Genomic DNA, 13,328 nt, shown 5'->3' on the forward strand with positions numbered 1-13,328 from the left:
ATCATGCACCTACCTGTCTGACCACGAAGGTGGTCGCAATCGGCAACTTCGCGGATGCCAGACGGAACGCTTCGCGCGCCAATGTTTCATCCACGCCGTCCATTTCGTACAGCATCTTGCCAGGTTGAATTTCGGCAACGTAGAACTCTGGATTACCCTTGCCGTTACCCATGCGGACTTCGGCCGGCTTCTTGGAGATCGGCTTGTCCGGGAAAATTCGGATCCAGATACGCCCACCGCGTTTGATATGACGGGTCATCGCACGGCGTGCGGCCTCGATCTGACGCGCCGTCAAGCGGCCGCGCGCAACCGCCTTCAGGCCAAACTCGCCGAAACTCACCTTGTTACCACGGGTGGCTATACCGGTATTACGGCCTTTTTGTTCCTTGCGATATTTTCTTCTAGCTGGCTGTAGCATGCTTTGCTCCCGACTTTCTTACTTTCTTTTCCGGTTCAGCGGCGACCGGTGCAGCAACTTCCTGCCCAGTGGTTTCGCCCTTGAACACCCAAACTTTCACACCGATGATGCCATAGGTGGTCTTCGCTTCCGACGTGCCGTAATCGATATCGGCGCGAAGGGTATGCAACGGCACACGACCTTCGCGATACCATTCGGTGCGGGCGATTTCAATGCCATTCAAACGACCAGAGCTCATGATCTTGATACCTTGGGCACCCAGACGCATCGCGTTCTGCATCGCGCGCTTCATGGCGCGGCGGAACATGATGCGCTTTTCCAGTTGTGCGGTGATGCTGTCGGCGATCAGTTGTGCATCCACTTCCGGCTTGCGCACTTCTTCGATCGCCAGATCAACGGACTGCAGCCCCATGCGCTTGCGCAATTCGGCGCGCAACGCCTCGATGTCCTCGCCCTTCTTGCCGATCACCATGCCGGGGCGCGCGGTGTAAATGGTCACCTTGGCGTTCTTGGCCGGGCGCTCGATAATCACCTTGGATACACCGGCGGAAGCCAGCTTCTTCTTCAAGTATGCGCGGATCTCAATGTCCTTGAGCAGCAAATCGGAGAAATTTCCGCTGTTTGCATACCACTTGGAGTCCCAGTTTTTACGAACGCACAACCGGAAACCGGTTGGATGAATTTTCTGTCCCATAATTTATCCTCAGTTCCCGACGCTGACCGTAATGTGGCAAGTTTGCTTCTCGATGCGTGCGCCACGGCCCTTGGCACGTGCCATGAAACGCTTCAGCGAAGTCGCCTTGTCGACGTAAATGGTTTTCACCTTCAATTCATCGATGTCTGCACCATCGTTATGCTCGGCATTCGCAATCGCGGATTCCAGGGCCTTCTTGATGATGCCTGCACCCTTCTTCGGGCTGAAGTTCAGAATGTTGAGCGCTTGCGCAACCGGCAAACCGCGAATCTGATCGGCAACCAGGCGGCCTTTCTGCGCGGAAAGATGAATGTTCCTTGCAACTGCAATCGTTGTTTTCATCATGCCTCCTATTTCTTGACCGCTGCTTTTTTATCGGCAGCATGGCCCTTGAAGGTGCGTGTCAGTGAAAACTCGCCCAACTTGTGACCTACCATGTTCTCGGATACGTACACCGGGATATGCTGCTTGCCGTTGTGCACCGCAATCGTCAGGCCGACGAATTCAGGCAGCACTGTGGAGCGGCGCGACCAGGTTTTCACCGGGCGCTTATCGTTGGTCGCACGCACGGCTTCAACCTTCTTGAGCAGGTGCGCGTCGACAAATGGGCCTTTTTTAATGGAACGTGCCATGTTTGCTACTCCTTAAACCTGAAAGCGACGGCGCACAATCATGCCGCTGGTGCGCTTGTTGCGGCGCGTACGGAAACCCTTGGCCGGCACGCCCCACGGGCTGACCGGATGACGGCCTGCTGCGGTCTTGCCCTCGCCGCCACCGTGCGGGTGGTCGACCGGGTTCATCGCCACACCGCGCACGGTCGGGCGGATGCCGCGCCAACGCGTTGCACCTGCCTTGCCGATGGAACGCAGGCTGTGCTCGGCATTTCCCACCTCGCCCAGCGTCGCCTTGCAATCGATGTGCACCTTGCGGATTTCACCGGAGCGCAAACGCAACTGTGCGTAGCTGCCTTCGCGCGCCAGTAGTTGCACTGCCGTGCCGGCGGAACGCGCCAGTTGCGCGCCCTTGCCAGGCAGCATTTCCACGCAATGAATGGTCGAGCCGACCGGGATATTGCGCAGCGGCAGGGCATTGCCCGGCTTGATCGGCGCTTCGGAGCCGCTCACCAGCGTGGTGCCGGCAGCAATACCCTTGGGCGCGATGATGTAGCGGCGCTCGCCATCGGCGTAGCACAGCAAAGCCAGGTTGGCACTGCGGTTCGGGTCGTATTCCAGGCGTTCAACCGTGGCTGGAATGCCATCCTTGTTGCGCTTGAAGTCGACCAGGCGATAGTGCTGCTTGTGGCCGCCGCCCATGTGACGGGTGGTGATATGGCCATTGTGGTTACGGCCCGCGGTCTTGCTTTTCTTCTCAAGCAGCGCCGCAACCGGCTTGCCCTTGTGCAGGTCAGGATTGACCACGCGCAATACCGCGCGCTGACCCGGAGTTGTTGGTTTCAGTTTAATCAATGCCATGATGATTACCCCTGCTCGCTTGCAGCAAAATTGATTTCCTGTCCGGCGGCCAGGCAGACATAGGCTTTCTTCCAGTTGTTACGGCGGCCGACAAAACGGCCGGCGCGCTTGACCTTGCCCTTGACGTTGGCCACTTGCACGGTATCCACGCTCACCTTGAACATCAGTTCAACGGCAGCCTTGATTTCCGGTTTGGTCGCATCCGGTGCGACACGGAAGATCACCTGCTCGTTCTTGTCGGCAACATAGGTTGCCTTTTCGGAGATTTGCGGAGCGAGCAACACCCTCATCAGGCGCTCCTGGCTGAATTGTTGCGTACTCATGCGAACATCTCCTCAATTTTTGCCACGGCATTGCGCGTGACGACCACGTTCGGGAAACGCACCAGACTGATCGGGTCGGCCTGATTGGCTTCCAGCACCAACACGTTGGGCAGGTTACGCGAAGACAGATACAGGTTCTCGTCCACATTGTCGGTGATAATCAACAGGCGACCATCCAGCCCCATCCCCTTGATCTTTTGTGCCAGCAACTTGGTCTTGGGGGCCTCAACCGTGAGGCTGTCGACCACCACCAGGCGGTTTTCGCTGACCAGTTTGGACAGGATCGCAGCCAAACCAGCGCGATACATCTTGCGGTTCACTTTTTGCGTGTAATTCTCTTCGCCGGTATTCGGGAATATCTTGCCACCACCACGCCACAACGGGCTGGATGCCATACCGGCGCGCGCACGGCCGGTGCCTTTTTGTGCGAACGGCTTGCGCGTGCTCTTTGCGATCTCGCTGCGGCCCTTCTGCTTGCTGTTGGCGCCGCGCGCATTGGCCATATAGGCAGTAACCAGTTGATGCACCAGATCTTCGTTGTATTCGCGGCCGAACAATTCGTCGGACGCGCTCAGATTGGCAGTCGCCTGGCCTTTATCGTTAATAACCTTGAGTTCCATTATGCACCTGCCTTCACTGCGGGACGCACGATCACGCTGCCATTCTGCGCACCGGGAACGGCGCCCTTGACCAGCAACAACTGGCGTGCCACATCGACGCGCACAACCTGCAGGTTCTGCACGGTCTTCTGCACATCACCGAGATGACCGGTCATGCGCTTGCCGGGGAACACACGGCCCGGATCTTGCGCCATACCGATGGAGCCGGGCACGTTATGCGACTTGGAGTTACCGTGCGAGGCACGGCCAGATTTGAAGTTGTAGCGTTTGATGGTACCGGCGTAACCCTTGCCCTTGGAAATACCCGTCACATCGACGAGTTGACCCACCTGAAAAATTTCCACACTGACCGTAGAGCCCGCCTGCAGGCCCGCCAGTTGTTCAGGGGATACGGTGAATTCCTTAAGTGCGCTCCCGGCTTCGACACCCGCCTTGGCGTAATGCCCGGCAGCAGCCTTGCTGACACGTCCGGGGCGGCGTGTGCCGTGCGCCAATTGCACAGCGGTATAGCCGTCGGTGCCGACGGATTTAACCTGGGCGACACGATTATTGGACACTTCCAGCACAGTTACCGGCAACGAAGAACCGTCTTCGGTAAATACGCGGGTCATGCCAATCTTGCGACCGACAAGTCCTAAGCTCATTTTATTGTCCTCTTGTTAAGGGGTTGACTACAATTGGTCAACCGATTTCCTACTGCAGATACAACACTTACCCGGCAGCGCCGGGGCAAAACAATTACTGCAACTTGATTTCCACGTCCACACCGGCTGGCAAATCCAGCTTCATCAGCGCGTCTACCGTCTTGTCGGTAGGATCGACGATGTCCATCAGGCGCAGATGGGTGCGAATTTCAAACTGATCGCGCGAAGTCTTGTTTACGTGCGGGGAACGCAGCACATCGAAACGCTCGATCTTGGTCGGCAACGGCACCGGGCCGTTCACCACAGCGCCGGTACGTTTGGCAGTCTCAACAATCTGCGCCGCCGACTGGTCGATCAAGCGATAGTCAAACGCCTTGAGGCGAATGCGAATTTTTTGACTTTGCATAATTCTCTCTTGCATTTACGCGGCAATGCCGCTAATTAAAGAACAAATCGCGTGATCCAGACCTTGCAACCCAGACCACGCGAGGGCGCGCATTGTATTCTTACTCGATAATCTTTGCAACCACGCCGGCACCAACGGTGCGGCCGCCTTCGCGGATCGCGAAGCGCAGACCTTCTTCCATCGCGATCGGGTTGATCAGGTTGACAGTGATGCTGACGTTGTCGCCAGGCATGACCATCTCAGTGCCTGCCGGCAGTTCAACCGCACCGGTCACGTCGGTGGTGCGGAAGTAGAACTGCGGGCGATAGCCTTGGAAAAACGGGGTGTGACGGCCGCCTTCATCCTTGCCCAGCACATAGATCTCAGCTGTGAACTTGGTGTGCGGCTTGATCGAGCCTGGCTTGCACAGCACTTGGCCGCGCTCGACTTCTTCACGCTTGGTGCCGCGCAGCAGGACGCCGACGTTGTCGCCTGCCTGGCCCTGGTCGAGCAGTTTGCGGAACATCTCAACGCCGGTGCAGGTGGTCTTCAGGGTGGGCTTGATACCGACGATTTCGAGCTCTTCGCCAACCTTGACCACGCCGCGCTCGACGCGGCCGGTTACGACGGTGCCGCGGCCGGAGATGGAGAATACGTCTTCGACCGGCATCAGGAAGGTACCGTCAATGGCGCGCTCAGGTGTCGGGATGTAGCTGTCGAGTGCGTCGGCCAGACGGAAGATGGCGGGTTCGCCAATGTCGCTCTGGTCGCCTTGCATGGCTTTCAATGCGGAGCCTTTGATGATCGGCACGTCGTCGCCAGGGAAGTCGTATTTGGAGAGCAGTTCGCGCACTTCCATTTCGACGAGCTCGAGCAATTCTTCGTCGTCAACCATGTCGCATTTGTTGAGGAATACGATGATGTACGGTACGCCAACCTGACGGGCCAGCAGGATGTGCTCGCGGGTCTGGGGCATCGGGCCGTCGGCGGCGGATACCACAAGGATCGCGCCGTCCATCTGAGCGGCGCCGGTAATCATGTTCTTGACGTAGTCGGCGTGGCCCGGGCAGTCCACGTGGGCGTAGTGGCGGCTGGACGTTTCGTACTCGACGTGGGCGGTATTGATGGTAATGCCGCGTGCCTTTTCTTCAGGTGCCGCGTCGATCTGGTCGTAGGCCTTGGCTTCGCCGCCAAATTTCTTGGACAGAACGGTCGTGATCGCCGCCGTCAGGGTGGTCTTGCCATGATCCACGTGGCCGATGGTGCCCACGTTCACGTGGGGCTTCGTACGTTCAAATTTGCTCTTTGCCATGATTGAGTTCTCCGACTTTAAGTTATTTCTTGCTGTTCATGATTGCTTCAGCAACGTTCTTGGGTGCTTCAGTGTAGTGCTTGAATTCCATGGTGTAAGTCGCACGCCCCTGTGTCGCAGAACGCAACGCAGTCGAATAACCGAACATCTCGGACAAGGGAACTTCAGCCTTGACAGTCTTGCCGCCACCAACCATATCATCCATGCCCTGCACCATGCCACGGCGTGATGACAAGTCACCCATCACCGTGCCGGTATAGTCTTCCGGAGTTTCCACTTCCACGGACATCATTGGCTCCAACAGCACCGGGCTGGCCTTGCGCATACCATCCTTGAACGCCATCGATGCGGCCATCTTGAACGCGTTCTCGTTTGAGTCAACGTCGTGATAGGAGCCGTCAAACAAGGTAACCTTGACATCAACCACCGGGAAGCCAGCCAGCACGCCGCTTGGCAGCGATTCGCGCAAGCCCTTTTCCACTGCGGGGATAAATTCGCGAGGAACGGTACCACCCTTGATCGCGTCAACGAACTCAAACCCTTTACCAGCCTCGTTTGGCTCCATCTTGATCCACACGTGACCGTACTGACCACGACCACCGGTCTGCTTGGCATACTTACCTTCAACCTCGACCGCTTTACGAATCGCCTCGCGATAAGCCACTTGTGGCGCACCCACGTTAGCTTCCACGCCGAATTCGCGCTTCATACGGTCAACCAGGATTTCCAGATGCAACTCGCCCATGCCAGACATGATGGTCTGACCTGATTCTTCGTCGGTACGCACACGGAATGAAGGATCTTCTGCAGCCAGACGCCCCAGCGCAATGCCCATCTTCTCTTGATCAACCTTGGTCTTTGGTTCAACGGCAACGTGAATCACCGGCTCCGGGAACACCATGCGCTCAAGAATGATTGGCTTATCCGGATCACACAGCGATTCGCCAGTAGTCACATCCTTCAGGCCGATACAGGCAGCGATATCGCCCGCCAGGATCTCATCGACCTCCTGACGCTCGTTCGCGTGCATCTGCACGATACGACCGATACGCTCTTTCTTGCCCCTGACTGAGTTATAGACCGTATCGCCCTTCTTCAATACGCCAGAATAGACGCGCACAAAGGTCAATTGCCCAACGAACGGGTCAGTCATCAGCTTGAATGCCAGCGCGGAGAACTTCTCGCTATCGTCAGCCTTGCGACTGGCCGGCTCACCCGCCTCAGTTTCACCTTTCACATCAGGAATATCGACTGGCGACGGCAAAAACATAATCACCGCATCCAGCATGCGCTGCACACCCTTGTTCTTGAAGGCGCTACCGCACAACATCGGCTGGATTTCACAGGCGATGGTACGGGTGCGGATTCCAAGAATAATTTGCTCTTCGGTCAACCCGCCATTTTCGAGGTATTGATTCATCAAATCCTCGGATGCCTCGGCAGCCGACTCGACCATCTTCTCGCGCCACTCATTGGCGGTCTCCAGCAAATCAGCCGGAATTTCTTTGTATTCGAACTTCATCCCCTGGGACGCTTCGTCCCAGATGACCGCCTTCATCTTGATCAGATCGACAACACCAACGAAACCTTCCTCCGCACCAATAGGAATTACGAGAGGGACAGGATTTGCCTTCAGGCGGGTCTGCATCTGCGTAACCACCTTGAAGAAGTTGGCACCGGTACGGTCCATCTTGTTCACGAACGCCAGGCGCGGCACACGATACTTATTGGCTTGGCGCCACACAGTCTCGGATTGCGGCTGCACACCGCCCACGGCGCAATACACCATGCACGCACCATCCAGCACTCGCATGGAACGCTCGACCTCGATGGTAAAATCCACGTGCCCCGGCGTATCGATAATATTGAAACGATGCTCAGGGTAGGAGTTATCCATACCCCTCCAGAAACAAGTGGTCGCAGCGGAAGTAATGGTGATGCCGCGCTCTTGCTCCTGTTCCATCCAGTCCATCGTGGCCGCACCATCGTGCACTTCACCGATCTTGTGACTCACACCCGTATAGAACAGGATGCGCTCGGTCGTCGTAGTCTTGCCTGCATCGATGTGCGCACTGATGCCGATATTGCGATAGCGTTCGATTGGTGTTTTGCGTGCCACGGTGTACCTAACCTTGTCTTTATACTTTTAGAAACGGAAATGCGAGAACGCCTTGTTAGCCTCGGCCATGCGATGCACCTCTTCGCGCTTCTTGACTGCGCCGCCGCGACCCTCGGATGCATCGATCAGCTCTCCGGCCAGACGCATACCCATGGATTTTTCACCGCGCTTGCGCGCAGCTTCGCGCAACCAGCGCATCGACAACGCCATGCGGCGCGATGGTCGCACCTCAACAGGCACCTGGTAATTCGCGCCACCGACACGGCGACTCTTCACTTCCACCTGCGGCTTGGCATTATTCAACGCCAGATTGAACACCTCGATTGCATCCTTGCCGGTTTTCTTGCCGATTTGCTCCAGCGCGCCGTACAGAATGCGCTCAGCAACCGACTTCTTGCCGGCTGTCATCAACACATTCACGAACTTGGACAAATCCTGATTACCGAATTTCGGATCCGGCAGGACTTCACGTTTAGGGACTTCTCTGCGTCTTGGCATAGCTACCTCAGTTTATTTTTAGCTCGAAATGAATTGCTTGAAAATTACGCCTTCTTGGCGCGTTTCGCACCGTACTTGGAACGGGCCTGCTTACGATCTTTCACACCCGCCGTATCGAGGCTGCCGCGCACCATGTGGTAACGCACACCTGGCAAGTCCTTCACACGACCACCGCGCAACAACACCACCGAGTGTTCCTGCAGGTTATGGCCCTCACCACCGATATAGCTGATCACCTCAAAGCCGTTGGTCAGGCGCACCTTGGCCACTTTGCGCAGCGCGGAGTTAGGCTTCTTCGGAGTGGTGGTGTACACGCGGGTACATACTCCACGCTTCTGCGGAGAACCACCGAGAGCGGGCACCTTGCTCTTTTCTACGATTGCAACGCGCGGCTTGCGGATCAACTGGTTAATGGTTGGCATATCTGTACACCCTAAAAAATTCTGGAATTTTGTTAAAAATCAAATCAATAAAAACATACCGTCGCAGCATGACTTGAAGAATCGTCCGCTGCGACGGAAAAAAGGTTGCGAATTCTATTGAGAAACCCCGGGGGTGTCAAGCAAATCGCCTGACACAACCGTATCTGCTTCCTGCAACTCGCGCCCTTCAGCCACATCAATACCCAAACGCTGCTTACGCCGCGTGTTGTGGTAGGCCAGACCCGTACCCGCCGGAATCAGACGCCCTACGATGACGTTCTCTTTCAAGCCGCGCAGGTCATCCCTCTTGCCCATGATGGCAGCTTCGGTCAACACGCGCGTGGTTTCCTGGAAGGAAGCCGCTGAGATGAACGAATCGGTGGACAACGAAGCCTTGGTGATACCCAGCAGCATGTAATCGAAAGTTGCCGGATTCTTGCCTTCGGCGACCACGCGCTCGTTTTCCTCCAACAAATCGGCACGTTCCACCTGTTCGCCCATGATGAAACGGGTATCGCCCACCTCGTTGATCTGCACGCGGCGCAGCATCTGGCGCACGATCACCTCGATATGCTTGTCGCTGATCTTCACGCCCTGCAGGCGGTACACATCCTGCACTTCGTCGGTGATGTAGCGGGCCAGTTCATCCACGCCCAGCAGGCGCAGGATGTCGTGCGGGTCGGCCGGGCCGTCCACGATCATTTCGCCGCGGTTCACCACCTGTCCGTCATGCGCCAGTACATGCTTTTCCTTGGAGATCAGGAACTCATTGGCAACGCCATCCACATCGGTGATCACCAGGCGCTGCTTGCCCTTGGTGTCCTTGCCGAACGAAACCGTACCAGTCACCTCGGCCAGCATGCCGGCATCCTTCGGCACGCGCGCTTCGAACAGCTCGGCCACGCGCGGCAGACCACCGGTAATGTCGCGCGTCTTGCTGCTTTCCTGCGGAATGCGCGCCAGCACATCGCCGACTCCCACGTGCTGGCCGTCCTCGACGGTGATAATGCAGCCCGTCTGGAATGTCACGCTGACCGGCGCCTCGGTACCGGCCAATTTGACTTCCTGTCCGTTGTCGTCAATCAGGCGCACCAGCGGGCGCACACCCTTGCTTTGTGCGGTAGATCGTTTCGGGTCGATTACCACCAGCGTGGACAGGCCGGTCACCTCGTCGATCTGCTTGGCAACGGTGACACCTTCCTCGACATTCTGGAAGCTTACCCTGCCAGCATACTCGGTGACGATCGGACGGGTATGCGGATCCCAGTTCGCCAGAACTATGCCCGCGCGCACTGCATCGCCCTGCTTGACCGCCAGAGTCGCGCCATAAGGAACCTTGTGGCGTTCACGTTCGCGGCCATGATCATCGACAATGATCACTTCGGCGCTGCGCGCCACCACAATCGCCTCGCCGCGCACGGTGGTCACCGCGCGCATGTTCGGACTGTATTTCAACACGCCGTTGGATTTGCTTTCCACCTGGCTGGCCACAACGGTACGCGATGCCGCGCCGCCGATATGGAAGGTACGCATGGTCAACTGGGTGCCCGGCTCGCCGATAGACTGGGCGGCAATCACACCAACCGCCTCGCCCACGTTGATCATGCCGCCGCGGCCCAGATCGCGGCCATAACACTTGGCGCACAAGCCGAAGCGCGTTTCGCAATTCAGCGGTGTGCGCACGCGCACCTCGTCGATCCCCAGCACCTCGATGCGCTCCACCGCAGCCTCGTCGAGCAGCGTGCCCGCTTCATAAAGCGTTTCGGCAGTCTCAGGATTGACCACATCGGCGCTAACCACGCGGCCGAGAATCCGCTCACGCAAGGCTTCGATGACTTCTCCACCCTCGACGATAGCCTTCATCGCGGTGCCGTTACCGGTACCGCAGTCGTCCTCGATCACCACCAGGTCCTGCGTGACGTCCACCAGGCGGCGCGTCAGGTAGCCGGAGTTCGCTGTCTTCAGCGCAGTATCCGCCAAGCCCTTGCGCGCGCCGTGCGTGGAGATGAAGTACTGCAGCATGTTCAACCCCTCGCGGAAATTCGCGGTAATCGGGGTCTCGATGATCGAACCGTCCGGCTTGGCCATCAGGCCGCGCATTCCTGCCAGCTGGCGGATTTGCGCCGCCGAACCGCGCGCGCCGGAGTCGGCCATCATGTAGATGGAGTTGAACGACTCCTGCATTACCGGCTTGCCCTTTTCCATGCGCGGTTGACCGGTCGCACGGTCGATCACCGGCTCGCTGCCCAGCTGTTCCATCATCGCCTTGGCGACCTGATCGCCGGTGCGGCCCCAGATATCCACCACCTTGTTGTAGCGTTCGCCGTCGGTCACCAGACCGGAGGTGTACTGGGTGTGGATCTCGTGCACTTCCTTTTCTGCCGCGCCGATCAGATCGTTCTTCTTCGGCGGCATCAGCATGTCGTCCACGCAGATCGAAATGCCTGCGCGGGTCGCGTAGCTGAACCCGGTATACATCAGCCGGTCCGCCATGATCACCGTGTCGCGCAGGCCGCATTGGCGGAAGCTGGCGTTGATCAGGCGCGAAATTTCCTTCTTCTTGAGCGCCTTGTTGATCAAGGCGAACGGCAAACCCGCAGGCAGCACTTCGGACAGCAGGGCGCGGCCCACCGTCGTTTCGTAACGCACCCGTTTTTCCACCGGCTGGCCGGCTTCGTCCTTGTGAATTTCCTTGAGACGCACCACTACCTTGGCCTGCAATTCGACTTCACGCGACTCGTAGGCGCGGGATACCTCGGCGATGTTGGCGAACATCGAGCCTTCGCCCAGTGCGCCAATTTTCTCGCGGGTCATGTAATACAGGCCCAGCACGATGTCCTGCGAAGGGACGATGATCGGCTCCCCGTTCGCGGGCGACAACACGTTGTTGGACGCCAGCATCAGGGTGCGCGCCTCCATCTGCGCCTCCAGCGACAGCGGCACATGCACCGCCATCTGGTCGCCGTCGAAGTCGGCGTTGAACGCGGAGCAGACCAGCGGATGCAACTGGATCGCCTTGCCTTCGATGAGCAGCGGCTCGAACGCCTGGATGCCGAGACGGTGCAGGGTCGGCGCGCGGTTCAGCAGCACCGGATGCTCGCGGATCACTTCTTCGAGGATATCCCACACGATCGGCTCTTCGGCCTCGACCATGCGCTTGGACGCCTTGATCGTGGTCGCGAGGCCCATTGCCTCGAGGCGACTGAAGATGAACGGCTTGAACAGTTCCAGCGCCATCTTCTTCGGCAGGCCGCACTGGTGCAGTTTCAGTTGCGGGCCGACCACGATCACCGAGCGGCCGGAGTAGTCCACGCGTTTGCCCAGCAGGTTCTGGCGGAAGCGGCCGCTCTTGCCCTTGATCATGTCGGCCAGGGATTTCAGCTGGCGCTTGTTCGCGCCGGTCATCGCCTTGCCGCGGCGGCCGTTGTCCAGCAGCGAATCCACCGCTTCCTGCAGCATGCGCTTCTCGTTGCGCACGATGATGTCCGGTGCCTTGAGTTCGAGCAGGCGGCGCAGACGGTTGTTGCGGTTGATCACGCGGCGGTACAAATCATTGAGGTCAGAGGTCGCGAAACGGCCACCGTCCAGAGGCACCAACGGGCGCAGTTCCGGCGGTAGCACCGGCAGCACTTCCAGCACCATCCATTGCGGCTTGATGCCGGACGCATTGAATGCTTCCAGCACTTTGAGGCGCTTGGCGTATTTCTTGATCTTGGTTTCCGAACCGGTAGCCGCCAGATCGGCGCGGATGGTTTCGATTTCACTGGTCACATCCAACCCGCTCAGCAGCGCGCGGACACCTTCCGCGCCCATCATCGCGGTGAACTCGTCGCCGTATTCCTCGGTCTTGGCGAGGTAGTCGTCCTCGGACAGCAACTGGCCGCGATTCAGCGGCGTCATGCCGGGTTCCGTGACCACATAGGCTTCGAAATACAGCACGCGCTCGATGTCGCGCAGGGTCATGTCCAGCACCATGCCGAGACGGCTGGGCAGGCTCTTCAGGAACCAGATGTGCGCAACAGGAGAGGCCAGCTCGATATGCCCCATGCGCTCACGGCGCACCTTGGACAGGGTGACTTCCACGCCGCACTTCTCGCAGATCACGCCGCGGTGCTTCAGGCGCTTGTACTTGCCGCACAGGCACTCGTAGTCCTTGACCGGCCCGAAAATCTTGGCGCAGAACAGGCCGTCGCGCTCCGGCTTGAAGGTGCGGTAATTGATGGTTTCCGGCTTCTTGACTTCGCCGTAGGACCATGAACGGATTTTTTCCGGCGAAGCAAGACCAATCTTGATCGCGTCGAATTCTTCCTTTTGTGTAACCTGCTTGAACAAATCCAGCAATGATTTCATGTGTAACTCCTAACTCTGGTTGGTAGGTCGGGCTTTAGCCCGATGCTAACGCCTGGTCGGGCAAAAGCCCG

Annotated in this window: 14 protein-coding genes; all 14 read right to left on the minus strand. The window is 58.1% G+C overall.

The window, feature by feature from the left end; translation table 11 throughout:
- Window position 1 precedes the first annotated feature (1 nt).
- Entirely contained in the window at window positions 2-418 is a 417-nt protein-coding gene (gene rplP / locus ACRRNM_RS06385) for a 50S ribosomal protein L16 (RefSeq protein ID WP_435627401.1), read from the minus strand.
- Entirely contained in the window at window positions 402-1,112 is a 711-nt protein-coding gene (gene rpsC, locus ACRRNM_RS06390) for a 30S ribosomal protein S3 (protein ID WP_435627402.1), read from the minus strand. The genes rplP and rpsC overlap by 17 nt, the downstream gene beginning before the upstream one ends.
- Before the next feature lie 9 nt (window positions 1,113-1,121).
- A complete protein-coding gene (gene rplV, locus ACRRNM_RS06395) occupies window positions 1,122-1,454 on the minus strand; it encodes a 50S ribosomal protein L22 (protein WP_435627403.1) in 333 nt (110 codons plus the stop codon).
- Window positions 1,455-1,462: 8 nt separating this feature from the next.
- Window positions 1,463-1,744 (minus strand): 30S ribosomal protein S19, encoded by a 282-nt coding sequence (gene rpsS / locus ACRRNM_RS06400; protein ID WP_435627404.1) that lies wholly within the window; start codon window positions 1,742-1,744, stop codon window positions 1,463-1,465.
- Between the two features lie 12 nt (window positions 1,745-1,756).
- Window positions 1,757-2,584 carry a 50S ribosomal protein L2 gene (gene rplB / locus ACRRNM_RS06405; protein WP_435627405.1) on the minus strand — a complete coding sequence of 276 codons (828 nt, stop codon included), beginning with the start codon at window positions 2,582-2,584 and terminating at the stop codon, window positions 1,757-1,759.
- A 5-nt stretch (window positions 2,585-2,589) separates the two neighbouring features.
- Complete coding sequence (gene rplW, locus ACRRNM_RS06410) at window positions 2,590-2,907, minus strand: 50S ribosomal protein L23 (protein WP_435627406.1); 318 nt, start codon at window positions 2,905-2,907, stop codon at window positions 2,590-2,592.
- Complete coding sequence (rplD, locus tag ACRRNM_RS06415; protein ID WP_435627407.1) at window positions 2,904-3,527, minus strand: 50S ribosomal protein L4; 624 nt, start codon at window positions 3,525-3,527, stop codon at window positions 2,904-2,906. Before rplD ends, rplW begins: the two co-directional genes overlap by 4 nt.
- Window positions 3,527-4,171 carry a 50S ribosomal protein L3 gene (rplC, locus tag ACRRNM_RS06420; protein WP_435627408.1) on the minus strand — a complete coding sequence of 215 codons (645 nt, stop codon included), beginning with the start codon at window positions 4,169-4,171 and terminating at the stop codon, window positions 3,527-3,529. The genes rplD and rplC overlap by 1 nt, the downstream gene beginning before the upstream one ends.
- Before the next feature lie 94 nt (window positions 4,172-4,265).
- The gene (rpsJ, locus tag ACRRNM_RS06425; RefSeq protein WP_435627409.1) at window positions 4,266-4,577 is read right to left on the minus strand and encodes a 30S ribosomal protein S10; all 312 of its coding nucleotides are present in this window, start codon (window positions 4,575-4,577) and stop codon (window positions 4,266-4,268) included.
- 100 nt (window positions 4,578-4,677) lie between these two features.
- Window positions 4,678-5,868, minus strand: coding sequence for an elongation factor Tu (tuf, locus tag ACRRNM_RS06430; protein WP_435627410.1), 1,191 nt, complete (start codon window positions 5,866-5,868; stop codon window positions 4,678-4,680).
- A gap of 22 nt (window positions 5,869-5,890) precedes the next feature.
- Complete coding sequence (fusA, locus tag ACRRNM_RS06435) at window positions 5,891-7,987, minus strand: elongation factor G (protein ID WP_435627411.1); 2,097 nt, start codon at window positions 7,985-7,987, stop codon at window positions 5,891-5,893.
- 27 nt (window positions 7,988-8,014) lie between these two features.
- Window positions 8,015-8,485, minus strand: a complete 471-nt coding sequence (gene rpsG, locus ACRRNM_RS06440) for a 30S ribosomal protein S7 (protein WP_435627412.1) — start codon at window positions 8,483-8,485, stop codon at window positions 8,015-8,017.
- Between the two features lie 44 nt (window positions 8,486-8,529).
- Window positions 8,530-8,907: a 30S ribosomal protein S12 gene (gene rpsL / locus ACRRNM_RS06445; RefSeq protein ID WP_435627413.1), complete on the minus strand. Its 378-nt coding sequence runs from the start codon at window positions 8,905-8,907 to the stop codon at window positions 8,530-8,532.
- A gap of 114 nt (window positions 8,908-9,021) precedes the next feature.
- On the minus strand, window positions 9,022-13,257 hold the full coding sequence (gene rpoC, locus ACRRNM_RS06450; protein WP_435627414.1) for a DNA-directed RNA polymerase subunit beta': 4,236 nt from the start codon (window positions 13,255-13,257) through the stop codon (window positions 9,022-9,024).
- Window positions 13,258-13,328 lie beyond the last annotated feature (71 nt).

It is taken from the genome of Ferrigenium straubiae, assembly GCF_051257895.1.
GTDB classification, from domain to species: Bacteria; Pseudomonadota; Gammaproteobacteria; order Burkholderiales; family Gallionellaceae; genus Gallionella; species Gallionella straubiae.